The organism is Rhizobium sp. O111 (assembly GCF_055616315.1).
Genome location: NZ_JBSHXL010000002.1, coordinates 974,058 through 996,965, shown reverse-complemented (window position 1 = coordinate 996,965; position 22,908 = coordinate 974,058). Strand labels below are relative to the sequence as shown.

Sequence of the window (22,908 nt, the reverse complement as noted above, 5' to 3'; positions counted from 1 at the left end):
AGGAACCGGCGCCCATGAAGAAGCCAACCGCCAAAATCCGGGAAGAGATTGCTCGCCTGCAGGAGCAACTCAAGCAGGCCGAAACGACGCGCGGGAGAAGATCGAGCTCGGCGGCCTGATCGTCAGGGCAGGCATGGGCTACGAAAAAGCGCGGGCTCTTGCTCGGGCTGCTGATCGATGCTTCCCAGCGGATCAAGGCTGACGAGGCGGCGCGAACCCGCCTGAGTGAACTCGGTGCGAAGGCATCTTCAGATGACGCCTAAGAAGTTTTTGGACACGAGCATTCCGGTCGTCGCCATGATCGCTGTTTGCCTAAGCCTGCCCCGCATCGAACGGTGGCTCTCGACGTTCGCAACGACCGATCAGGCAGAGCTGTTCCTTGGGCGGATTGGGCTGGCATTGCCCTATGCGCTCGCTGGCGCCAGCGGTCTCCTGTTACCCTTCGGAACCAGGGGATCGATCAACGTCAAGACGGCCGGTTGGAGTGTTGCCGTGGGTGGCCTCGGCGTGATCGTTGTCGCGGCGATCAGGGAGGGATTGCGCCTGCTGGCATTCGCCGGCGAGGTCCCCGGAAGGACGCTTCTGTCCTATGCCGATCCTTCGACCATCGCGGGAGCGTGCGCGGCACTGCTCACCACATTCTTCCCCCTGCGCGTCGCCAGGATGGGCAATGCGGCGTTCGCGCGAAGCGAGCCGCGACGGATCCGGGGCAAGCGCGCGCTGCACGGCGAGGCGTACTGGATGATGATGAGGGAGGCGGAGAAGCTCTTCGCGGAAACGGGCGGGATCGTCATCGGCGAGCGTTATCGTGTCGACCGGGACGATCCAGCGGCGACGTCGTTCCGACCAGACATGCCAACGACCTGGGGCAAGGGTGGCTCCGCTCCGCTCTTGTGTTTTGACGGCTCGTTCGGTTCGTCGCACGGGATCGTGTTCGCAGGCTCGGGTGGTTTCAAGACGACGTCGTCGCGAGCTTGCGCTTGGTGCGCGCGCAGAGAAAGTCGATGCCGGCCAGTGTCATTGCGTCGGTGAGTGGCGCGCGCTCGGCAGTGTTGATGGCGAATGCCAGCATGTTCATTGTTGATCTCCTGGAAGGGTGGATTTGCGAGGACCTGGGAAGAAGGCGTTGACCTGGCGCTGCAGGGCACGGAATTTGTCGCCGCGCGAGCGCAGCATGTGCTCTTCGAGAGGTGGAACGCCGGAGACGTGAACCAGCAGCCAGTACATCATGAGTGGCGCGAGCAGGGACAGCCAGTTCCATATCGATCCGGTCGATGTAAACAGCGGCCAGCAACACCAGAAAAGCCATTCGAAGAAGTAGTTGGGATGTCTTGAATACCGCCAGAGCCCGACCTCACAGACTTCCGTCTTTGCCTCGGGCGTCTTTCGGAAGCGGGCGAGCTGGACGTCGGACAGGGCTTCGCCGCCCAGCGCGACGATGGCGAGCAGCATGGCCAGAGCGTCGATGGCGCCTGGAAACGGCCGGTCATTGGCTGCGGCGAGATAGACGGCCAGGACGAGGACGAACGCGGCCAATGCCTGTATCTGCAGGAAGACGAACAGCCGCCAGGCTGCGCCGTCGCCCCAGTCTTCGATGAATTTCGCTTAGCGAGGATCTTCGCCACCACCTCTGGTGCGCGAGCCGATATGGCTTGCGAGCCTTAGTGACCAGGCGCAGATCACGATCAAGAGGGCGACACGGCGGTCGAAGTCACCACCGGCGAACGAGGCAGCGACCACGCCTCCGACACCCACGGCGGCCGACCATATTGTATCGATCCACCCACTTTGTCCGCTGCTGCGCTGTATCGCCCACGCGCCGGCCATGGCCAGCGACAACCAGATTGCGATGACGATCAGGAGCAGAATGTCCATCAGCCCTCCCGTGTGGACCCGAAAGTGGGAGTGGTCTCTACGGGAGGTAGAGCCTCTTTGTTTCATTCCGGAGGGAAAAATCTCCGAAAATCAAAGTCCTCTATGAAACTCGCTACCTATGCATCCGGGGCGTCAGGAAGTCGCGCTGTTTCGGTATTTCATAATCACAGGCGCGTGATGGCTGTAACAATTCACCAAGAGAGCGCGAACAAAGACATGTGACCCCGTCGCATGGTGCGGCGGGCAGCATTTGGGAGGCCCACCATGAATACGCGTCTTTTCACCACCTTCGCCAGTGTCACGCTTATCGGCATTTCGCTGGTCGCTGGCGGCGCCAGTGCGCAGTCGAGCATGGATTCGATGAAGAAGCCGGACAGCATGAAATCGAACATGACGAAGACCGATAACATGATGTCCGGTTCCATGAAGGCCAACAGCATGAAGATGGGCGGCACGAAGGCCGACTGCATGCACCAGGCCGGCATGGAAAACGACAGCATGAAAAAGGCGGACATGATGAAACACTGCGACGCCATGAAGTGACCGCGATGGCGCTCCTGCTGTTGCCCTCGCGGGAGCGCCACCCAAATGCTCTCTCACTCTCACTCTCACTCTCACTCTCACTCTCACTCTCACTCTCACTCTCACTCTCATCTCTCCTGATCTGATCCCGTCTATCACGCAACACGAGCGCGAGACCTTCGTCTCGGTCCGGCGGAACCTCTCGAAATTAATAGACCCGCCATGAAACTCTTGGCCTTCTCCCCTCGTACAAATGTTGAGCGTGAGTAATCGAGCCGCCGAGGTGAGAAACGAGCATGATGAAGATGACACTAGCCACAATCGTGTCCGGCCTCTGCGCCTTCACCACGGTCAATGCTGCCGATATCGACGGCCAATGGGCGCGCGGTGATGGCAATGCCAAGGTGCGGATTGCTCCCTGCGGATCGGACATTTGCGCCACGAACACCTGGATCAGACCGGGGACGCCCAAGGAAAAGGCGGGCGACAGGCTGGTAATGACTATCAATCCGGACGCCGATGGAGTGTACGCCGGAACAGCCTTCGATCCGCAACGCGATCTAACCTACAAGCTGACCGTGACGATCAATGGAGACAAGATGACCACGAAAGGGTGCGTCGTAGCCGGGCTGCTATGCAAGGGCGTTGAGTGGACTCGGATCAATTGAATGCGGAGGCGCGCGCGATGAAAGTGATGATGGAAAATTCGATCCCGGTGATTTGAAGTGAATTGCCATCCGGGTCCTCGAATGCCAATACCCGCAAACCGCAGTCCGAAGAAGGCCGCGCTTGGCCTGAGTAGCGTTCGCGTTCGCGCCAAGTCCGCTCGACTAGCGACTCAATTTCAACTGGACCGTCTTTATCTCTCCAGGCAGGGCAAGAGGCCTCGGGCACCAACCATCTTCCATTGCCGTCGAGCGAAATGCTATAGCTCGCAAATGAAAATCCTCATCGTCGAAGACAATAAAGAGCTCGCCGATTGGCTCGCGAAGGCTCTGCGCCAGGCGCAATATGCAGTCGACATAGCCTTCGATGGCGAGGATGCCGAATTGATGCTGAAGGTGGCGCGCTACTCGGCTGTCATCCTCGACCTATCCATCCCGAAGATCGACGGCATGACGCTTCTGAAGCGGCTCCGGCAAAGCGGCGAGAGGGTTCCCGTCATCATCCTCACGGCAAATGCCAGCCTCGACGGTCGTGTCGCGGGTCTGGATAGCGGCGCCGACGATTATCTTGCAAAACCCTTCGAAATTGCAGAGCTTGAGGCGCGCATAAGAGCCATTGTCCGGCGCGGGCAGGATCGCGCCGCGCCTGAGGTTGTAGTTGGTGATCTGGTCTTTGCCGGCGCCACGCGCCAGTTCTCGATCAAGGGCGAGCCGCTGGCGCTGACACCCAGGGAACATGCGGTTCTCGAGCACCTCATCACCCGCGTCGGAACGACGGTCTCCAAGGCCGCTCTGTCGGAAAGCGTCTTCGGTTTTGACGATGAGGCCGACCCGAGCGCCATCGAAATCTATGTCCACCGATTGCGCAAGAAGCTTGAGGCGAGCTCGGCTCAGATCGCGACGTTGCGCGGGCTCGGATATCTGTTGCGGGACGCGTCCTAACATGCGTCGCCTGCGTGGCATGCTGATCGCTGTCTGGGCCTTGCGGCAGAGCCTGCGAGCCCAACTTTTGGCCTGGGTTGTCCTGACCCTCATCGGCGCCATCTGCTTCAATCTCTACGAAAGCTACCAGACGGCCGACCAGACGGCGAAGCTCGTCACCGACCGCACCCTGCTGAGCTCCGCCCGGGTGATCGCGGAAGCGGTGCGGGTGGATGAGGGCGGCAATGTTGAGGCGGACATTCCGCCGGCCGCACTTGAGATGTTCGATACCGGCTACGGGGATCAGGTTTTCTACCAGATCATCACCGCCTGGGGAAACCTGGTCGGCGGCTTTCCCGATCTGCCGTTGCCGACGGTGGAACGCACCGGGCAGGATCTGGCGTTCCGCAATTCGACCGTTCGTGCGCTGACGCTCAATCATCCTGTCGTCGGGCTTCCCGATAACGGCGCCATCTCCGTCACCGTGGCGAGCACCCATAACAGCCAGTATGCCTTGCGCAGGCGCTTATGGCTCGATGATTTTTCCAAGCAGTTCGTGCTCGTGCTGCTAGCGGGAGCGGTTACGATTGTCGGGCTGCAGCGGGGGTTGGCGCCCGCGTTGCGGCTGCGCGATGCAGTGCGCGCCCGCGGACGTGAACGATTGGATCCCCTCTCGCCCAAGATGGTCCAGACCGAATTTCAGCCGCTGGTTCATGCCTTGAACGACCATATGGAGCGCGTTCAAAACCAGATGGCGGCGCAGCGGCGATTTGTTTCGAATGCCGCTCATCAACTGCGAACGCCGCTGGCGCTGATGTCGACGCAGGCAGGCGTCGCGGCACGCGAGACGGACGACGCCAGCCGCGAGGAGGCATTGCAAGCCTTGCGCGGCAGCATTCGCCATGTCTCCCGTCTTGCCAGTCAGTTGCTTACCCTGTCGCGCGCCGAGCCGGGCAGCCGGCGGCCGCGAAGCGAGACCATCGATCTTGCCGCTACCGCCCGCGATATCGTCGCAGCTCATGCCGAGCAGGCGCTGCAGCGCGATATCGATCTCGGCCTTGAGGTTTCAGGCCCCGTTCCGGTCGAGGGCGATGGAACGATGCTGCGTGAAATGCTCGTCAATCTCGTCGACAATGCCATTCGCTATACCCGCCCTGGCGGCACCGTGACGGTCTCCGTTGCCCGGACGGATGATGTCGCCGTGCTTGATGTCGAGGACAATGGGCCGGGTATTCCAGTGGCCGAGCGCGAACAGGTCTTCGAGCGGTTCTATCGGGTGCTCGGCACCGAGGGCGAGGGCAGCGGCTTGGGACTGGCGATTGTCCGCGAAGTTGTCGATGGCGCCGGCGGCGAGGTCGTTCTCGCCGAGGCGGATGGCGGCGGCCTCGTGGTGAGCGTGCGGCTTCCGATCGCGGTTGCGAAGCAGGGCAGGGATAGGCAGGCATGAAAAAAGGCCGGACCTTTCGATCCGACCTTTAGAGAGCCTGGGAGGATGGGCGCTCTTACTGAGAGTCCATGTGCTGCTGCGGACGCCATTTGGCGAGGCGGTTTTCTATGATCGTCATGATGTATTCGGCGACAAGCGTCACGACCATGACCAGCAGGATCGCGGCGAACATGCCGGCCGCGTCGAAAGTGCCCTTGGCGATCGAGATCAGCTGACCGATGCCGAAGCGGGCGCCGACGAACTCGCCGACGATCGCGCCGATGATGGCGAAGCCGAACGACACGTGCAGGCTGGCGAAGATCCAGCTCATGGCCGAAGGGATCACCACCGTGCGCGTGACCTGCCAGTCGGAAGCGCCGAGGATGCGGGCATTGGCGATCATGTTGCGGTCTGCTTCACGCACGCCCTGGAAGGCGTTTGCGAAAACCACGAAGAACACCATGATGAAGGCGAGCGCCACCTTGGAGGGAAGGCCGAGACCCATGATCATGATGAAGATCGGGGCAAGGACGACACGCGGGATCGAGTTGATCGCTTTGATGTAGACCGAAAAGATATCCGACAGGAAGCGGTTGCGGCCAAGGCCGATACCCACGAACACGCCTGTGATCGAGCCCGCGAAGAAGCCGATCAGCGCCTCTTCCATCGTGACCCAGAGATTGTACCAGAGCGAGCCCTCGGTCGTGCCTTCCGTCGCCCACTCATAGAGGCGCTGAACGACGCCGCTCGGGCTCGAGTAGAAGAAGGGGTCGATCCACTGCATGTTGGAGGAAAGCTCCCACATGCCGATCACGAAAACGAGGATGGCGATCTGCCAGAAGCGAACGAGCGCGTTGCGACGCTTCATCGCCTCCATTGCGGATGCTTCGATTTCCGCATCCGATGTTCCCGGGCGGAAGAGCGCGGCGGAGCCGACGCTAAGAGTTGCAGCCATTGTTTCCTCCTCAGGCGGCTTCGCTTGCGCGGCGGTAGCTGGTTTCCACCTCTTCGCGCAGGTCGTCCCAGATCGTCTTGCAATAGTTGATGAAGCTCTGCTCGTAGCGGATTTCCGATACGACGCGCGGGCGCGGAAGATCGATCGTGTAGACGGATTTCACGGTCGCGGGGCCTGCCGTCAACACGTAAACCTTGTCGGCCAGTGCCACGGCCTCCTCGAGGTCGTGGGTCACGAAGATCACCGAGGCCTTGCGCTCGGCCCAAAGCTTCAGGAGTTCTTCGTGCATGACGGTGCGCGTCTGGACGTCGAGCGCCGAGAAGGGCTCGTCCATCAGCAAGATTTCCGGCTCGTTGATGAAGGTCTGTGCCAGCGAGACGCGCTTGCGCATGCCGCCCGAAAGCTGGTGCGGATAGTGATGCAGGAACTTCGAGAGGCCGACGCGAGCGAGCCAATCCTTGGCGCTCCTTTCGGCTTCCGCCTTCGACTTTCCGCGAAACAGCGGTCCGGCCATGACGTTGTCGATCACGTTCTTCCAGGGGAAGAGCGCATCGGTCTGGAAGGCGAACCCGACCCGGCGGTCGATGCCGGTGATCGGACCACCCATCAGGCGAACCTCGCCGGCGCTCGGGCGGGCAAGGCCGGTCACGAGGTTGAGCGTCGTCGATTTGCCGCATCCGGTCGGGCCGACGACGGCGACGAACTCCCCGCGCTCAACGGTCATGTTGAAGTCGCGAAGCGCGGTCAGCGATTTTCCGGTCGGCGACACAAAGCGGCGGCTGACATTGATCAGCTCGACGGCGGGCGTCTTGGTGTTTTCCTGTTGCATGGCGAATACCTATGCGTGCCTCTGCGGGCGTGCACGCAGTGCCCATAGCGCGCTGGTGATCCCGCCGATTGGCGGGCCACCCGTCGCGACGGAAGTTACTTCGCGTTCTTGACGAACTCGGTCGTGTAGGTCTTGGAAAGGTCGATCTGCTTGCCCTTGACGTTCTTCGAGAACTCGGAGAGCACGGCCAGGACCGTCTTCGGACCATCCTCGGGCATGACGCCATCGGGCGTGAACATGCCCTTACCTTCGTCGAGTGCCTTGATGTATCCGTCCTTGTCGCCGACGTAGAAGTCCTTCGGCATCTTGTCGGCGATTTCGGCCGCCGAATGCGTGTTGATGAACTTCAGCGTCTTCACGAAGGCGTTGGCGAGTTTCTGGGTTTCTTCCTTGTGCTCGTCGACCCACGAGGTCTCGAGATAGAGCGAGGCCGCGGGGTAGGTGCCACCGAGTGCCTGGCGCGTTGCTTCGGGCGTACGCATATCGACCAGAACCTTGGCTTCGCCGGTCTTCAGCATGCGCGAGATCGTCGGCTCGGTCGTCATGCCGGCCTGGATCTGGTCCTGCTGCATGGCGGCGATGAAGGTGCCGCCGGCGCCGACGGGAACGGTCACGACATCACCCGGCTGCAGGCCGGCCTTGGATGCCATGTAGAGAGTGAGGAAATTGGTCGAGGAGCCGAGGCCGGTGACGCCCAGCGTCTTGCCCTTGAAATCGGCCGGCGACTTGATTTCGGGATGCTTGGTGGAAACGAGTTCCACTTCACCCGGCGCCTGGCTGAACTGGACGATGGATTCGACGAACTTGCCCTTGGCCTGCAGGTCGACACAGTGGTCGTAGAAGCCGACGACACCCTGAACGGCGCCCGCGAGCAGCTGGTTCTCGGCATCGACGCCGGCGGCTTCGTTCAAAAGCTCGACATCAAGGCCTTCATCCTTGAAGTAGCCGAGGCTTTCGGCGAGTTTGGCGGGCAGGTAGATCTGCTTTTCATAACCGCCGACCATGATGGTGATCTTGTCGGCCGCGTGCGCGGCGGGTGCGCCGAAGGCTGCCGCGGCAACGATTGCAGAAAGTGCGATTCCGTTAAAAAGGTTGCGTGTCAAACGCATGAAAGTCTCCTCCGAATAGAATTTTGGCGCATCGCACTTCGTCACGAACATTGTGCCTCCTCCACGATGCAGCCTTGTAGCTATCCGGTCCAAGCTTTCAACCAGCTTTCAGCGCCGCGCCCCAGGTTCAAGAAAAGAGAGCCAAAGCACTGATATGCACTGAAGTAATGCACTGGCGTTCCTGCCGCCGCACTAGCTGGAGCGCCAGCCGTTGGGAAGAGCAGCGTTGAGCATCACCTATACTATTGGTCGCTCAACGGAAGATTGGTAAACAGGCCTTCTAAAGACAGGAGGGCTGCAAGTGTCCATGTTATCCAAACGCTTAGCCGCAAAGCTTGGCGACGATCTCGTTCTTGCCGATGGTGAAAGCATGGATCGTTACCTGCGAGACTGGCATCGCGACACCGTCGGTGCGGCCGTTGCCGTGATCCGGCCTCGATCGGTAACCGACGTGGCCAACGCGGTTTTAGCATGCCGCGATCTTGGCCTTGCCATCGTGCCACAGGGTGGCAACACCGGTCTCGTGCACGGAGCGCTACCGCAATCGCCATCTGACCATGTCGTTTTAAGCCTGGAGCGGCTGAACAAGATTCGCGTCATTGTTCCCGACGATTTCTCGATGACGGTGGAGGCTGGCTGCATCCTGTCCGCGGCGAAGGAGTGTGCCGCGGAACAAGGCATGTTCTTTCCGCTGGCACTGGGTGCGCAGGGCAGCTGCCAGATCGGTGGCAATGTCAGCACCAATGCCGGCGGGATCAATGTCCTGCGGTATGGCATGACGCGCGATCTTGTACTGGGCCTCGAGGTCGTGCTGCCAAATGGCGAGATCTGGAACGGTCTTTCGACGCTGCGTAAGGACAATCGCGGGATCGATCTCAAGCAGTTGTTCATCGGTTCGGAAGGCACGCTCGGCATCATCACGGCCGCCTCGCTGAAGCTCGCCCCCCTACCGACGCAGCGTGAGACCGCGTTGCTCGCAGTAACCTCTCTCGATCACGCCGTTGCGCTTTATCGCCTGGCACGGCGGGAATGCTGTGACCTGATGTCGGCGTTCGAGTTCATGCCGCCCGAGGCGTTCCCCTTGGCGCAGGCCGCTATGCCTGATCTCGTCATGCCGCTTTCCGGGCAATACCAGGCCTATGTCCTGATGGAGCTAGGAGGTTCCGGGCTGGTCGATATGGCGGATCTCATGCAGCGGTTTCTCGAGCTCGGGATGGAAAAGGGTCTCATTCTCGATGGTGTCATCGCCGCCTCGGAGAACCAGGCAAAGACCCTGTGGAGCTTTCGCGAAGGCATGGTCGAGGGACAGGTCAAGCGTGGCCGGCACCTGCGCACCGACGTGTCGGTCTCGCTCTCCAACCTCGCAGCCTTCGTGGCCGAGGCGGAGGCCGAGCTTGCGAACGCTCTGCCGGCCTGTCTGGCAATATCCTACGGGCATGTCGGGGACGGCAATGTGCACCTGAATGTGCTGCCGCCGATGGGAACGCCCGATGGCGAACGCGACACGATCATCAAGCGCGCCAAGACCATCATCAACGACGTTCTTTTCCGTTACCAGGGAAGTATCAGCGCCGAGCATGGCATCGGGCGCGAGAAAATGGATGACTTCCGCGCCGGATTGCAGCCGACGCAGGTGCAGCTGCTTGCCGCTCTCAAGACGGCGATCGATCCGGATTGGCGAATGAACCCCGGCGTTTTGTTCTGATTGGATCAGATCGGCTGCATCTTGCGCATGTCGCTCAGCTGGCGCTTCATCTGGTTGATGCGCGTCCGCTCGCCTTCGGGCCGGCGCATGGCGACGCTGGTCGAGAGGATGTCTATGACAACGAGTGCCGCGATGCGCGATATGGTCGGCGTATACATATTCGTGTTTTCGAGCGTCTCCACGATCAGCGCGACGTCTGAATAATGCGTCAGCGGTGATTCCGAACCGGTCAGACAGATGACGACCGCGCCATTGTCGCGCGCGATGCGGGCGATCTCGATGATCGATCGGGTGGTCCCGGTATTGGAGATGACGAAAGCGACATCGCCCTCCTTCATCATCGAGGCGACCATCAGTTGCTGGTGGGAATCGAGTTCGGCGCCACACGGTACGCCGAAAAGCGGGAACTTCTGCTGCGCGTCGCGCGCAACGATGCCGGAAGCTCCGAAGCCGAAGAATACGATCGATCGGGCCGCGGCCAGAATGTCGATGGCCTTGTGAAGGGCGGTCTTGTCGAGCTTCGAGCGGGCCCAGTCGAGACTGGTCATGGTGTAGTCGAAAATTTTCTCGGCGATAACCTCGGGCTCGTCGGTGTCCAGAAGCACCGAGTGCGTTGCCGGAGTGCCAAAGGCGAGACTTTGGGCGAGACGGAGCTTGAGATCCTGAAACCCATTGCAGCCGACTGCGGTGGCAAAGCGAAGGACGGTCGGCTGGCTAACCTCGGCCAGCGTCGCCGTTTCGCCGACGGTCGCATTCATGATCCGGCGCGGATCGTCGAGCACGACGTCGGCAACCTTGCGATCGGATTTGCGCAATTCGGGCCGCATCGTCCTTATGACTTCGATGATGTTGCGGCCGTTGCTACTTCTGATGTCGCTATCCATCCGGATCGCCTTTCCTGCACTCTTAGCTGTGAAGGCTAGAAGCTTAGAGGTTTAAGAGCAAGGTCGCGTCGTGCAGCGAAAGGCCGGTTACGGCTTCTGCAAGGTGTATAAGATGTTCGTCCTGGCGCGGTGCAGGCCGAGACCGGTAGTCGCAGCGATCTCGGCGTCGATTATCTCCGGCTGCTCGGTATTGAAATCGAAGAGCCCGTAATGATGTGCGATCAGGTCGGTCGCGCCCACATGCCGGGCAACCGCGATCGCTTCGTGAAGCGAGAAGTTTCCGGGCACGCCGTTTTGTGAAAGCTCGGCGCGTCTGCCATTGACCGGCAGGAGAGCGACATCCGGCCGCAACTGCCTCACTTCGTCCTCTAGCCCGTCGAAGGGAATGCAGTCGCCGGAGTGCCAGATGCATGTCCCTTCGCCCCGGATGGCATATCCGAGAAATCGGTGGTTTCCGTCGGTGTCGGTTTCCAGCGTCTCATGCGCGGCGCGCGTCGGCATGATCTCGATACGCGTAGCCGGCGAGACGGGTTCGCCGGCACGGGCGAGAATGAGCCGATCCCCTTGTGCGCCCGAGCGCTCCGTGGCCTGGGCCGAAACCGCACGGGGCGCGATCAATCTGGCGCGAGGATTGGTCGCCAGCAGCAATGGCAAGGTGCCGGGATCCATGTGGTCGGTGTGGGCATGCGTGCAAAGCACGAGATCGACGTGGAAGATCTCGTCCGGGGGCACGGGCGGCGGCATCATGCGCAGATGCGGTCGCGCCGTGTTTCGGTATTTTGCGGCCAGGCTGTCGGAAAGATAGGGATCGATGACAAGCCGCATGCCGGCAATGTCGATGACGAAGCCGGCCTGACCGAGCCAGTATATTTTCACTTGCCTGGTCGGTGGCCGTTTCAATTGCTCGGCCAGCGATTCTCGTATCGGTGTCTCTTTCAGCCTGGCGCGCATGGTGAGACCTCAGGCTGACAATACGGAGAGCAGGTTGTCAGCCGCTATTCGTGTGGCGCGGTCGACGCTTTCCGCGGTAAAACCGCCGATGTGGCTCGTTGCAATCACGCGTCCATGCGCGGCCAATTCGAGCGAAACAGGCGGCTCCTGCTCGAAGACGTCGGTGGCATAGGAGCCGATCTGCCCGAGATCAAGCGCTTCGATCAAGGCGTCCTCGTCCACCAGCCGCGCGCGCGCCGTATTGACGATGACCTGTCCTTTTTTCGCCGAGAAGATACGGCCTCGATCGAGGAAGGTGGAGCCGTCACGGGGCAGGGGGCAATGCAGGCTGAGGATATCGGCCTCGGCAACGATGTCGTCGACCTCGGCATAGGAGAATGCGCTCGACGGAAGATCGAGATTCGGTCTCGCCGGATCGAAAGCGACGACGCGCGCGCCGAGCGCAATCACCATGCGGGCGACCTCCCGCCCGATCGCGCCGCAGCCGATGATGCCGACGGCGCGGCCATGGATTTCAGCACCGCGCAACCGTGGCCAGCCACCGGCCTTGATGCCAGCATCCGAATGCGGAATGGAGCGCAGGGCGCTGAAGATCAAACCGATCGTGAGCTCCGCGACGCCCATGGAATTGGCGCCCTCGGCGATCATGACCTTCACGCCACGCTCCCTGAGCATGTCGATCGGAAGGTTGTCGACGCCCACGCCGTTGCGGCTGATGACCTTCAAGGACGCGGCCGCTTCGATGATCCTAGGAGTAACCGGCTCGACGCCGGCGAGCCAGCCGACGCAGCCGGGCACCAGATCGATCAATTCCTGCTCGTTCGGCATTGCGCCTGCGGTGGAATAGACGATGTCGAAGCCTTGCTCGCGCATCCGCTCGACGTCGGGATGCGGTTCCTGCGTCAATGAACGCGGTGTGACGAGAATACGCTGGTTCATGCTCATCTCCCCGCGGCCTGAATGGCGATCTCGGATATGCGATCGAAGGAAGGGCCCGATGTCGGGATCGCGACGTCGAAGACCTCGGCGATGACCTGCGTCCAGCCGTGGATGAAATAGGTCCAGCCGTCCTCGATGCGCAGCGATCGCTCTCTCTGCTGACGACGGGCCTGGTCGAGAAAGACGAGGTCGCCACGATAGTTGAGATCCCAGACAACGGCGCGTTCGGGGAAGACGCCGGCATCCATCAGGGGCGAGCCGGGCGCGTCCTTGCCGAGGCCGGTGGCATTGATGACAAGCGAGCCGGGCTTCAAGGTGGCGAGAACCTTGTCGTTGTCTTCAGGGCGTTCGGCCAGCAGGTACTCGACCGGCACGTCGAACTCGACCTGCTCATGAATGCGCTTGATCTCATCCAGGCGATGCTGGCTGCGATTGGTCACGATGATACGCGACGGCACGTTTCTGCCGCGGCTCTTTCGCATCAGGTGCCAGGTCAGCGCGATCGTCGATCCGCCGGCACCCATCGAGAACAGGTCGGCGTCGTTGTCCGCGAAGTAGGTTTCGCCGAGAAAGCCGTCGATCGACAGGCCGGAAGAGATCGGATCCTTGGCGTGGCAGATCAGCTTTCCGTCCCGCTTCGAGATGCAACTGGTTTCGTCCATCAGCAGCGCATGGGGGTCGATCACGTCGAACATGCCCCTGCAGGCATGAAAGAGGTCGATCTTGTGGGTGGTGACGAGCGCGCCCATGGACAGCGGGTCATCCCGGATGAACTCGACTGCCTTGCGATAGGCTGCGGGATCGTCGTGCAGCTTGAAATCGATGCCCTTGATCGCGGCGCCCTTCAGTCCGAGGTACTCCGCCCAGGCGGGAAAGACCTTCATGATCGAGCTTTTGCCTGTTGTCACGCCGATGAAGTAGAGCGTCGGGCTGGTTGCGGGTTCGTAAGTGCTCACGCGCGCTTCTCCAGAGCTTCCTTGGCAACCTTGACGGCGGCCGCGGCGTTTTTCGCGATATCCTTGAAACGGCCTTCACGAATGTCTTCGGTCTTTGCGATCCAGGTGCCGCCCACCGCGATCACCGGGCGAAGCGCCAGCCACTCGCCGATCGTTGCCTCGGTGACGCCACCCGTCGGGATGAAGCGGATGCCGAGATGGGCGAAGGGGGCGGAAATGCCCGCGAGCGCCTTCGGGCCGCCCGCCACGCCGGCAGGGAAGAACTTCGCCAAGCGCACGCCACGCGCGGCCGCGAGCGTCAGATCCGATGGCGTCATGATCCCCGGGCAGAAGGGCAGGTTCTCGTCTTTCGCGGCATCGACGATGTCGGGATCGAAGCCCGGCGCCAGGGCGAAACGGGCACCGGATGCGATTGCCTTCTTCAGATTGGCCCGGTTGAGGATGGTGCCTGCGCCGATGCACAATTCGGGGCGGGCGTCGCGCATGGCGGCCAGAACGTCGGCTGCGGCTTCGGTTCGGAAGGTGATCTCGGCCACCGGCAATCCGCCTTCAAGCAGCGCGTCGGCTAGCGCCACCGCATCCGAGGCGCGCTCGATGGCGATAACGGGAACGACGCCGAGACCGGCGATGAGGTCGATAGGATGTGTCATGACATTCTCCGCAAGCTCTTGTCGATCAGGTGTAGGACTTCATCAGCGCGCGAACCGTTTCCTTGCCGCGCGGCTGATAGGCGGGGTTCTCGATGAGCTTCCAGCCGCCGGCTCCGTCGCTCACGACGCGATGGCGCATGCCGTGGGAGGATTCGATGATCCCGTAATCCTGGCCGCTATCCGAGGGGTAGGCGAAGACCATGACCAGATCCTCGTTGCCGATATTGACGGAACGGTGGATCCAGAAGGGCGGCACGTAGCAGATCGTCTGCGGCCCGATCTCGACGATGCGCGTCTCGCCGGCAGGCGATTCGAGCTGCATCAGTCCTAGACCCTTCTGGCCGTAATAGATTTCGGGCCGGTCCGCCTTGGCGTGGATATGTCCGCGCGTCAGAAAGAATTCGTCCGCGATCTTGCCGGGGCTCATGCGCGTGACGCCGTAGATCAGGTCGCCGCTGTGCGTTCCCGGGCGAAAGTCCTCCACGTCATAGGCGACGACATCGCCGAGCTTTTCGAGCGCTGCCTCGAACGCGGCTTCGTCGGCGTAAAGCCCATTGAGGTCGCTCAGACGCTTCTCATAGCGCCCAGTGTTTCCGCTCATTCCGCCGCCGATCGTGTCGACAACGCTTGAGACTGGTTCCCGCATCATCATGCATCCTCCTTTTGGTAGTAGAATTACATAAATAGATATGAAAACACGTGCAAGCGAAATTTTTAGGCTATATTGCGCCGCAAAAACATAGAAATTGAACAAAAAATATGTTGACGAAAAAAATTCATGTAACTACGCTACATTTCAGCCAGGAGATGGCTTGCGCTTGAAGGCGCTCACCCGGAGGAGAAACGAAAATGAAAAAGACTGTAATGACGCTTGCGCTCTGCGCAGCCGCATCGGTACTGGCCATGGCGACCGCGCAGGCCGCCGATTGCAAGATCGGCATCTCGATGAAGACGCTGGACGCGCCGTATTTCGCCGCGCAGGAAGTCTCGGCGAAGAAGCATGCCGAAGAGCTCGGCTGCGAAGTCATCTCCGTCGATGGTCAGAACGATCTCAACAAGCAGGTCGCCGACGTCGAAGACATGGTCGCGCAGGGCATCGGCGCGCTGATCATCAATCCGCGTGACAGCAAGGGCCTTGTTCCGGCCGTCAACGCGGCCACCGCGGCGGGCGTCAAGGTCTTCGTCATCGACTCGACGATCGACGCGCAGGCCAATTTCGTAACCCTGGTCCAGTCCTCGAATTCGCAAAACGGCCTTTTGGTCGGCCAGTGGCTCGCCGATGCGACCAAGGGCAAGGAGCTCAAGATCGCGCTGATCTCCGGTGACAAGGGCAATGAAGTCGGCCAGGAGCGTCGTCTGGGCGTGCTGGCAGGTCTGACCGAAGGCCAGCTGCGCAACGAAGGTCGCGCCAACTTCACGGTGGTCGGACAGGGTTGGGGCGCGTGGACCAACGAAGGCGGCCTGAAAGCCATGGAAGACCTTCTGACCGCGAACCCTGACGTCAACGTCGTGCTCGGCGAAAACGACTCCATGGTGCTCGGCGCGCAAAAGGCGCTTGAGCAGGCAAACAAGTCGGGCGACGTCCTGTTCCTGGCGGCCGCTGATGGTCAGAAGGAAGCGTTGCAGGCGATCAAGGACGGCAAGTACGGCGCGACCGGGCTCAACGATCCGGCGCTCGTCGCCGCCACGGCCGTCGATCTCGCCAAGAAGGCGCTCGATGGCAAGCTGCCCGGCGATATCTCCAAGGTGACCTACACGACGCCGACCGCGATCACCAAGGACAACGTCGACAAGTACCTGAAGAAGGACGCGGTATTCTAAGACCCGATCCTCCCTGTGGCCGGCGCGGCTTCGTCCCCGCCGGCCATCCATTCAATGACCTCCGAAGCCAGCTCGCGCCGGTGCCGCCGCGGAGCGCGGCTTGGTCGTGACAGGCAGAATGTGACGCTATGGAAACTGTTGTTGAGCTCACCGGCATCCGGAAATCCTTCGGCGGCGTACGCGCCCTTCAAGGCGTGGATTTCGCGTTGCGCGGCGGTGAGGTTCACGCCCTGCTCGGCGAGAACGGCGCCGGCAAATCGACGCTGATGCGCGTTCTGGGTGGCGAATATGTCCCGGAATCGGGAAGCGTGAAGGTTCGCGGCGCCGAGCAACGGTTCAAGGGGCCGATGGACGCGCTCGACAAGGGCATTGCCATCATTCACCAGGAAATGGCGCTGGCGACGGACCTCACCGTGGCGGAGAACATCTTTCTGGCCGAGATACCCTCGGTTATCTCCTGGCGAGACCTTAACCGGCGCGCGGCGGAGCTTATCTCGAGCCTCGGCTTTTCGATCTCGCCATCCGCGACCGTGTCCGATCTGTCGGTTGCTCATCAGCAGGTCGTCGAAATCGCCAAGGCGCTCTCCAAGAATGCCAGCGTGATGGTGTTCGACGAGCCGACGGCGGTTTTATCCGTGCAGGACGCCGAACGCCTGCTCGGTATCATCCGGACGTTGCGGGAGCGCGGCGTCGGCATCATCTATATCTCTCACCGTCTCGATGAGGTGTTCCGCATCGCCGACCGCATCACGGTCATGAAGGACGGTACGTCGGTCCAGACGGTCGAGCGAAAGGACGTCGCGATCGATGACGTCATCCGCATGATGGTCGGCCGATCGCTGAAGGCTCTTTTCGGAGACGATCTTGAGCGGCCGATCGGCGCAGAAGTGTTGCGGATCGAGGAGCTCTCGGATGGCGCGCGCATCCGTGGCGCGTCGCTCTCTGTAAAGGCGGGCGAGATCGTCGGACTTGGAGGACTGGTCGGCGCTGGCCGCACCGAGTTGGTGCGCCTGATCTTCGGCGCTGAGAAGGCCCGTTCGGGCAAGATCTTTCTGCATGGCCAGGAAGTGCGCGTGAACAACCCGCGCGTCGCCGTTAAGGCAGGGATCGGGCTTGTTCCGGAAAGCCGTAAGGAGCAGGGGCTCGTCCTCGATTTTCCGATCCGCGTCAACGCGACGATGTCGAAGCTCGGGCCGCTGGTCAATGCGTTTGGTTTCGTACGGCGGGCGGCCGAAGGCGCGACTGTCGAGAAGCTGGCGGCGCGCCTGCGCATCAAGGCCGGCAGTCTCAACGATCCTGCGTCGAGCCTTTCCGGCGGCAATCAGCAGAAGGTTGTACTCGCCAAGTGGTTTCACGCCGATGGCGACCTTCTGATCTTCGACGAGCCGACCCGCGGCGTCGATGTCGGCGCAAAGACCGAGATTTACTCGCTCATCAAGTCGCTTGCGGCCGAGGGCAGGGCGGTGCTCGTCATCTCGTCCGAACACATCGAGCTCTTCGGGCTGTGCGACCGCATTCTCGTGATGCGTGAGGGAGAACTGACGGGGTCGCTCGACCCGCAAGACTACACCGAAGAGAAACTGCTGAAGCTGGCGATGGTCAATACCGTCTCACAGGCCGAAGCCATCGCGACCAGCAACTGATTGGGTTAAAGCCGTGACCGAACTCACCGAAACCGCTCACCGTTCGCCTTCGCTGAACATTTCCAACATCCTGCATCGATACGGCACGCTGGCAATCCTGATCGCGCTGCTGATCGTTGCGACCTCGATGTCGGATGTCTTCCTGACCCAGCGCAACATCATCAACGTTCTCCGACAAAGCGCAGGCACCAGTCTCATGGCGATCGGCATGCTCTTCGTCATCCTGACCCGGGGCATCGATCTCTCGGTCGGTTCGGTGGCGGCGCTGGGCAGTGTGCTGTCGGCGATCGTTATTCAGGACCACGGCACCGGCGGAGCGGTCGCGACCGCCCTGATCGCCGGCGCAGCCTGCGGCCTTGCCTCCGGCGTCCTCGTCGCCTTCCTCAAACTGCCGCCCTTCGTCACGACGCTTGCGATGATGACGGTCGCGCGTGGTCTCTCCCTGATCGTTTCCGCCGGACAACCCATTCAGATGGGCGACGCCGGGGTCTGGATTACCACCTTCGGATCGGGTTCGATCGCAACCATTCCCTACCCCGTCGTGTTGATGGCGGTTGTCTTCGTCATCGCCGGTATCGTCCTGACCTTCACGCGCTTCGGGCGCCTGGTGAAGGCGATCGGCTCGAATGTCGAGGCCGTCAGGCTGTCCGGCATTCCCGTCGCCTATTACACCACCGCTGTCTATGTGATCTCCGGCGTTCTGGCGGCCGCGGCCGGTATCGTTTCGACGAGCCGCACGGGTATCGGTTCGGCCAATATCGGTGTCGGTTCGGAGCTCGATGCGATCGCTGCCGTCGTCATCGGCGGCGCCAGCCTGATGGGCGGCCGCGGCGGGGTCATGAACACCTTCATTGGTGTGCTTGTCCTTGGCATTATCGCCAATATGATGAACCTTGCCCGCGTGCCTGGTTACCACCAGCAGGTCTTCATGGGCTGTATCATCATCGGTGCGATGCTCCTGCAATATGCCTCCAACTGGTTTCGCAAGTAGTGTCCGCCTGCTGCAGGGGTTAATGCCATGCCAAATGATCTCTTCCTTGCCATCGACGTCGGGACCGGCAGCGTTCGCGCCGCCCTCGTCGACACCAGGGGCAAAATTCTTGCGGTCCGCAGCCGCGAGCACGAGCAGATCGTTCCGCAGTTCGGCTGGGCGGAGCAGCGCCCCGCGGATTGGTGGGCGGGCGTCGTCGTCACGGTCCGCGAGGTTCTGGGCGAGGTTGCCGATGCGCGCTCTCGCGTGGTCGCCATCGTGGCCTGCGGCCAGATGCACGGCACGGTGCTCGTCGGGGGCGATGGCGAATTGGTGCGCGAGACCGCGCCGCTCTGGAACGACAAGCGCACCGTCGATTATGTGACTGCCTTCGAGGCCGCGCATGCGCCGAGCGATTATCTTGCCGATTGCGCCAACCCGCCCACGCCCGCCTGGCCGGGTTTCAAGCTGCAATGGCTGCGCGACAACGACGCGTCGGCCTATAGCAAGGCGTCCGCCGTTTTGATGCCGAAGGACTATGTCAATCTGCGCCTGACCGGCGAGATTGCCATGGATCGCAACGATGGCGGTGCAAGCTTTCTCATGGATCCCCGCAGCGGGGCCTGGTCGCGCAAGATGATCGCGCTGCTCGGGCTCGATGCGGATAAGCTGGCGCCGCTTCGCAATCCGACGGAGATACTCGGTGCCGTCAGCGAAAGCGCCGCGATCGAGACGGGGTTGCGCCAGGGCACGCCGGTGCTGGTCGGCGGGGCCGATTATCCGGTGGCCTTGCTCGGGTCTGGCGTCTGCCGGCCGGGGGTAGGTTCCGAGGTCATGGGAACGTCGGCAATCATCACAGCGATCGCCGCGAAGCCGCTCCTGGATTCCTCGATCTGCAATGTGGGGACCGTCGAAGGCAACTGGGGCGCCTTCATGCTTCTGGAATCCGGGGGCGACGCCATGCGCTGGGCAAGACGGGCGTTCGACGGGAAGAAATCCTCCTATGAGGATATCGTCGCAAAGGCAGCCGAGGCGCCTGCCGGCTCCGACCGCCTGTTCTTCATGCCCTACCTCACCGGCGAGCGGCTTGGCGAGCATCGCAATGCGCGCGCGCAATTCTTCGGGATCGGTGCCGCGCATGGTCTGGCGCATATGCACCGCGCCGTTCTCGAAGGTGTCGCCTTCGCCACCAAGCGCCACATCAATATTCTCGACCGCATCTCGGGTGCGCCGCTTGAGCGGGTCATCGCGTCGGGTGGCGGGGCGAAAACCGAACTCTGGATGAAGATCAAGGCCAGCGTCTACGGCATTCCGATCCTCGTTCCATCGGAGCCGGAATGCGGCCTCGTCGGCTGCGCGATCATGGCGGCGGCGGCGACAGGGCAGTTTTCAAGCGTGGAAGATGCAGCCGGAGCGTTTGTCTCCTACGCGCAGGAGATCACACCCGATCCGCGCTGGGCTGAAACATATCGGCCGATGCAGTCCTTCTTCGAAAAACTCTACGCGCACAGCCAGGCCCTGTACGACGATCTCGACGGGCTGCCGCAATGACAGAAAGAGCCGTACTTTTCGACATGGACGGCACCCTCGTCGATAGCGAGGGGCTGCATTTCGATGCCATGAAACAAGCTCTGCTGCAGATGGGATATCGCGTGCCTGATGCGCTCGCCGATCGCATGACCGGCATGAGCGGCGCCGATTGCCATGCACTGTTGCGGGAGACGATCGGCTTTGAGCCATCCTTCGACGAATATGTCAAAGGCAAGTATCGCTGCTATCTGGCCGATGCCGCCAGACTGGAGCGCCGCCATGGCGTCGATGCCGTTCTGAGGCTGCTTGTGGAAACACGGACCCCTTTTGCGGTCGTTTCGAATTCCGACCGCATGCTGGTCGATGCCAACCTGCGAGCCGTTGGCCTGCAGCAGCCCGGCCTGGTGACCGTCAGCCGCAACGACGTGGTGCGCGGAAAGCCCGATCCCGAGCCCTATCTCAGGGCAGCGCATCTGCTTGGGGTCAGCCCCGAAAACTGCATCGTGGTCGAGGACAGCATCCCCGGCGCCGTCGCTGGTCTTGCCGCGGCAATGACGGTCATCGGCTGGCCGGAGCCGCATAGGACCGATCTCGTCTTTCCGCCGTCGACGACCCTTGCCGATCCCAACGATCTGGCTTCGACGCTCGCCGGCCTACTTTCTTCCTTTCCTCTACAAACGACCCTTCAAGGATGCGACTGATGTATCTCGATAAGTTCAAGCTTACCGGCAAGATTGCCGTCGCCACCGGCGCCGCGCGCGGGATCGGCTATGCCGCCGTCGAGGCACTGGCGGAAGCCGGAGCGAAAGTCGTGCTGACGGACATGAACGATGCGCTTCTCAAGGACGCGACGGCGACGCTTGCCGCCAAGGGATACTCCGTCGACAGCGTCGTGCTCGACGTTACCGATGTCAAGGCCGTGCAGGCGGCCCATGACGAGATCGTCGCCCGCCATGGCCGCGTCGACATCCTCGTTAACAATGCCGGCATTGCCATCAGCAATCATCCGGCCGAGACCATGGCCGACGACGTCTGGAACAAGGTGATCGACGTCAACTTGAATGGCGTTTTCTGGTGCTGCAGGGCGTTCGGCAAGTCGATGCTTGAACGCGGCTCCGGCACCATCGTCAATGTCGGTTCGATGTCCGGCTTCGTCGTCAATCGCCCGCAGGAGCAGGCGAACTACAATGCCTCCAAAGCGGCCGTCCATCACCTGACAAAATCGCTCGCCGCCGAGTGGGGCGCGCGCGGCGTCCGCGTTAATTCGGTGGCGCCCACCTATATCGACACGGAAATGAACAAGTACGTCTACGAGGACGCCGAGATGTACCGGCACTGGGTCGGCGGCACGCCGATGAACCGGCTTGGCCGCACCGATGAGGTTGCCTCCGTCATCCTGTTCCTCGCCAGCGACGCATCCAGCCTGATGACCGGCTCGATCGTACTCGCCGATGGAGGCTACGTATGCTGGTGACGGCCGGCATCAAGCCGCGCGGCGCACGCTTCCCTGGCCGCTATATCCAGGCGGCGGGCGCGATTGGGCTGCTGGGACGGAAGGCGCAAGCATATGGCAAGCGTGCCGTGGCGCTGCTCGACCGTGGCGTTTTCGGCATGCTCGAGAAGTCCGTGACGGATGCCTTCGATGGTCACGCCAATGTCGAGATCGTGCGTCACGGTGGAGAGTGCTCCGAAGGGGAAATCGCCAGCCTCGTCGCCCGCGCCAGGACTGTGGGAGCCGAGGTCGTCATCGGCATCGGCGGCGGCAAGGCGCTTGATACGGCAAAGGCGGCTGCCCGCGATCTCGGATTGCCAGTGATCGTGGTGCCGACGATTGCCGCCTCGGATGCGCCGTGCAGCGCGCTCGCGGTCGTCTATAACGAGGATGGTACCGTCGCCTATGACAGCTTCCTGCCTGCCAATCCCGACCTGGTTCTTGTCGATACGGCCTTGATCGCCGCCGCGCCCGCGCGCTTCCTCGCGGCCGGGATCGGTGACGCGCTGGCAACCTGGTACGAGGCGGACGCGTGCCGTCAAAGCGGTGCCTTCAACTGCATGAAGATGCCAGGGCTGCCGCTTGCCTTCGAGGTGGCCCGATTCTGTCGGGAAACGATCCTGGAATTCGGCGCCGCGGCGCTCACGGAATGCGATGCGAAGACCGCGGGACCTGCGATCGAGCGGGTCGTCGAAGCCAACATCCTCCTGTCGGGAATAGGCTTTGAATCTGGCGGCGTGGCGGCCGCGCACGCGATCCATCATGGCCTTTGCGAATTGGAGGACGTGCATCATCACCTGCACGGCGAGAAGGTTGCCATCGGCGTACTGGCCGGATTGAAGATCCAGGGCCGGCATGACGAATTCACGCGGGTGCGCGATTTCTGCCGATCGGTCCGGCTGCCGACGCGGCTGGCGGATATCGGGATTGCCGAGCCTTTCCAGGAGAAGCTGGAAATGGTCGCGCGGCGCGCCTGCCGCGCCGGCGAAATCATCCACAACGAGCCGATGCCGGTCACCGAAGCAATGGTGATCGAGGCGCTGGCGGCGTTGATCTGATCAATGG

Annotated in this window: 21 protein-coding genes and 5 pseudogenes; 15 read left to right on the top strand and 11 right to left on the bottom strand. The window is 61.8% G+C overall.

The genetic code is table 11. From position 1 onward, the window contains the following. Nucleotides 1–14: 14 nt before the first annotated feature. From ACVTFQ_RS24200 to ACVTFQ_RS24190, 3 pseudogenes are all read left to right on the top strand, one after another. Nucleotides 15–101: pseudogene (locus ACVTFQ_RS24200) on the top strand (conjugal transfer protein TraC); the annotation flags it as partial. Further along, a pseudogene (gene traD / locus ACVTFQ_RS24195) lies at nucleotides 101–263 on the top strand (conjugal transfer protein TraD). The pseudogenes ACVTFQ_RS24200 and traD, both read left to right, overlap by 1 nt. Next, nucleotides 253–906 (top strand): annotated as a pseudogene (locus tag ACVTFQ_RS24190) (Ti-type conjugative transfer system protein TraG); the annotation flags it as partial. The pseudogenes traD and ACVTFQ_RS24190, both read left to right, overlap by 11 nt. Before the next feature lie 61 nt (nucleotides 907–967). Here the strand turns inward: ACVTFQ_RS24190 and ACVTFQ_RS24185 are convergent. Further along, a pseudogene (locus ACVTFQ_RS24185) lies at nucleotides 968–1,078 on the bottom strand (SAM-dependent methyltransferase); the annotation flags it as partial. After that, nucleotides 1,075–1,875: pseudogene (locus tag ACVTFQ_RS24180) on the bottom strand (DUF1295 domain-containing protein). The pseudogenes ACVTFQ_RS24180 and ACVTFQ_RS24185, both read right to left, overlap by 4 nt. A gap of 264 nt (nucleotides 1,876–2,139) precedes the next feature. Here ACVTFQ_RS24180 and ACVTFQ_RS24175 point away from each other — a divergent pair. The 4 genes from ACVTFQ_RS24175 to ACVTFQ_RS24160 all read left to right on the top strand — a co-directional run bounded on the left by ACVTFQ_RS24175 (nucleotide 2,140) and on the right by ACVTFQ_RS24160 (nucleotide 5,430). Continuing rightward, the gene (locus ACVTFQ_RS24175; RefSeq protein WP_113177050.1) at nucleotides 2,140–2,418 is read left to right on the top strand and encodes a hypothetical protein; all 279 of its coding nucleotides are present in this window, start codon (nucleotides 2,140–2,142) and stop codon (nucleotides 2,416–2,418) included. Between the two features lie 275 nt (nucleotides 2,419–2,693). Further along, on the top strand, nucleotides 2,694–3,065 hold the full coding sequence (locus tag ACVTFQ_RS24170; protein WP_113177049.1) for a DUF2147 domain-containing protein: 372 nt from the start codon (nucleotides 2,694–2,696) through the stop codon (nucleotides 3,063–3,065). Between the two features lie 270 nt (nucleotides 3,066–3,335). Continuing rightward, a complete protein-coding gene (locus tag ACVTFQ_RS24165) occupies nucleotides 3,336–4,004 on the top strand; it encodes a response regulator (protein ID WP_047511608.1) in 669 nt (222 codons plus the stop codon). Nucleotide 4,005: 1 nt separating this feature from the next. After that, the gene (locus ACVTFQ_RS24160; RefSeq protein WP_313760748.1) at nucleotides 4,006–5,430 is read left to right on the top strand and encodes a sensor histidine kinase; all 1,425 of its coding nucleotides are present in this window, start codon (nucleotides 4,006–4,008) and stop codon (nucleotides 5,428–5,430) included. 55 nt (nucleotides 5,431–5,485) lie between these two features. Here the strand turns inward: ACVTFQ_RS24160 and ACVTFQ_RS24155 are convergent, their stop codons facing one another. From ACVTFQ_RS24155 to ACVTFQ_RS24145, 3 genes are all read right to left on the bottom strand, one after another. Continuing rightward, nucleotides 5,486–6,364: an ABC transporter permease gene (locus ACVTFQ_RS24155; RefSeq protein ID WP_313760747.1), complete on the bottom strand. Its 879-nt coding sequence runs from the start codon at nucleotides 6,362–6,364 to the stop codon at nucleotides 5,486–5,488. Nucleotides 6,365–6,374: 10 nt separating this feature from the next. Continuing rightward, on the bottom strand, nucleotides 6,375–7,193 hold the full coding sequence (locus tag ACVTFQ_RS24150) for an ABC transporter ATP-binding protein (protein ID WP_111562346.1): 819 nt from the start codon (nucleotides 7,191–7,193) through the stop codon (nucleotides 6,375–6,377). 95 nt (nucleotides 7,194–7,288) lie between these two features. Further along, nucleotides 7,289–8,302 carry an ABC transporter substrate-binding protein gene (locus ACVTFQ_RS24145; protein WP_111562542.1) on the bottom strand — a complete coding sequence of 338 codons (1,014 nt, stop codon included), beginning with the start codon at nucleotides 8,300–8,302 and terminating at the stop codon, nucleotides 7,289–7,291. Nucleotides 8,303–8,609: 307 nt separating this feature from the next. On the opposite strand from ACVTFQ_RS24145, the gene ACVTFQ_RS24140 reads away from it, so the two are divergent. Further along, entirely contained in the window at nucleotides 8,610–10,007 is a 1,398-nt protein-coding gene (locus ACVTFQ_RS24140) for an FAD-binding oxidoreductase (protein ID WP_112950493.1), read from the top strand. A 5-nt stretch (nucleotides 10,008–10,012) separates the two neighbouring features. Here the strand turns inward: ACVTFQ_RS24140 and ACVTFQ_RS24135 are convergent, their stop codons facing one another. The 6 genes from ACVTFQ_RS24135 to ACVTFQ_RS24110 all read right to left on the bottom strand — a co-directional run bounded on the left by ACVTFQ_RS24135 (nucleotide 10,013) and on the right by ACVTFQ_RS24110 (nucleotide 15,039). After that, nucleotides 10,013–10,891 carry an SIS domain-containing protein gene (locus tag ACVTFQ_RS24135; protein ID WP_111562348.1) on the bottom strand — a complete coding sequence of 293 codons (879 nt, stop codon included), beginning with the start codon at nucleotides 10,889–10,891 and terminating at the stop codon, nucleotides 10,013–10,015. Nucleotides 10,892–10,978: 87 nt separating this feature from the next. Continuing rightward, a complete protein-coding gene (locus tag ACVTFQ_RS24130) occupies nucleotides 10,979–11,767 on the bottom strand; it encodes an MBL fold metallo-hydrolase (protein WP_313760746.1) in 789 nt (262 codons plus the stop codon). Nucleotides 11,768–11,851: 84 nt separating this feature from the next. Then, on the bottom strand, nucleotides 11,852–12,781 hold the full coding sequence (locus ACVTFQ_RS24125) for a phosphoglycerate dehydrogenase (RefSeq protein ID WP_113177045.1): 930 nt from the start codon (nucleotides 12,779–12,781) through the stop codon (nucleotides 11,852–11,854). 2 nt (nucleotides 12,782–12,783) lie between these two features. Continuing rightward, on the bottom strand, nucleotides 12,784–13,737 hold the full coding sequence (locus ACVTFQ_RS24120) for a shikimate dehydrogenase family protein (RefSeq protein WP_112950490.1): 954 nt from the start codon (nucleotides 13,735–13,737) through the stop codon (nucleotides 12,784–12,786). Then, nucleotides 13,734–14,387 (bottom strand): bifunctional 4-hydroxy-2-oxoglutarate aldolase/2-dehydro-3-deoxy-phosphogluconate aldolase, encoded by a 654-nt coding sequence (gene eda / locus ACVTFQ_RS24115; protein ID WP_112989465.1) that lies wholly within the window; start codon nucleotides 14,385–14,387, stop codon nucleotides 13,734–13,736. The genes ACVTFQ_RS24120 and eda overlap by 4 nt, the downstream gene beginning before the upstream one ends. A gap of 25 nt (nucleotides 14,388–14,412) precedes the next feature. Continuing rightward, complete coding sequence (locus tag ACVTFQ_RS24110) at nucleotides 14,413–15,039, bottom strand: glucose-6-phosphate isomerase (RefSeq protein ID WP_313760744.1); 627 nt, start codon at nucleotides 15,037–15,039, stop codon at nucleotides 14,413–14,415. Between the two features lie 197 nt (nucleotides 15,040–15,236). Here ACVTFQ_RS24110 and ACVTFQ_RS24105 point away from each other — a divergent pair, with 197 nt between their 5' ends. The 7 genes from ACVTFQ_RS24105 (at nucleotide 15,237) to ACVTFQ_RS24075 (ending at nucleotide 22,901) form a co-directional block, all read left to right on the top strand. After that, on the top strand, nucleotides 15,237–16,208 hold the full coding sequence (locus ACVTFQ_RS24105; RefSeq protein WP_113177044.1) for a sugar ABC transporter substrate-binding protein: 972 nt from the start codon (nucleotides 15,237–15,239) through the stop codon (nucleotides 16,206–16,208). 128 nt (nucleotides 16,209–16,336) lie between these two features. After that, nucleotides 16,337–17,851, top strand: coding sequence for a sugar ABC transporter ATP-binding protein (locus ACVTFQ_RS24100; protein ID WP_113177043.1), 1,515 nt, complete (start codon nucleotides 16,337–16,339; stop codon nucleotides 17,849–17,851). 13 nt (nucleotides 17,852–17,864) lie between these two features. After that, the gene (locus tag ACVTFQ_RS24095; RefSeq protein WP_313760741.1) at nucleotides 17,865–18,842 is read left to right on the top strand and encodes an ABC transporter permease; all 978 of its coding nucleotides are present in this window, start codon (nucleotides 17,865–17,867) and stop codon (nucleotides 18,840–18,842) included. A 27-nt stretch (nucleotides 18,843–18,869) separates the two neighbouring features. After that, complete coding sequence (locus tag ACVTFQ_RS24090; protein WP_113177042.1) at nucleotides 18,870–20,372, top strand: xylulokinase; 1,503 nt, start codon at nucleotides 18,870–18,872, stop codon at nucleotides 20,370–20,372. Continuing rightward, on the top strand, nucleotides 20,369–21,052 hold the full coding sequence (locus ACVTFQ_RS24085; RefSeq protein WP_113177041.1) for an HAD family hydrolase: 684 nt from the start codon (nucleotides 20,369–20,371) through the stop codon (nucleotides 21,050–21,052). Before ACVTFQ_RS24090 ends, ACVTFQ_RS24085 begins: the two co-directional genes overlap by 4 nt. Next, nucleotides 21,052–21,825 carry an SDR family NAD(P)-dependent oxidoreductase gene (locus ACVTFQ_RS24080; RefSeq protein WP_113177040.1) on the top strand — a complete coding sequence of 258 codons (774 nt, stop codon included), beginning with the start codon at nucleotides 21,052–21,054 and terminating at the stop codon, nucleotides 21,823–21,825. Before ACVTFQ_RS24085 ends, ACVTFQ_RS24080 begins: the two co-directional genes overlap by 1 nt. Beyond that, complete coding sequence (locus tag ACVTFQ_RS24075; protein ID WP_113177039.1) at nucleotides 21,816–22,901, top strand: glycerol dehydrogenase; 1,086 nt, start codon at nucleotides 21,816–21,818, stop codon at nucleotides 22,899–22,901. The genes ACVTFQ_RS24080 and ACVTFQ_RS24075 overlap by 10 nt, the downstream gene beginning before the upstream one ends. Nucleotides 22,902–22,908 lie beyond the last annotated feature (7 nt).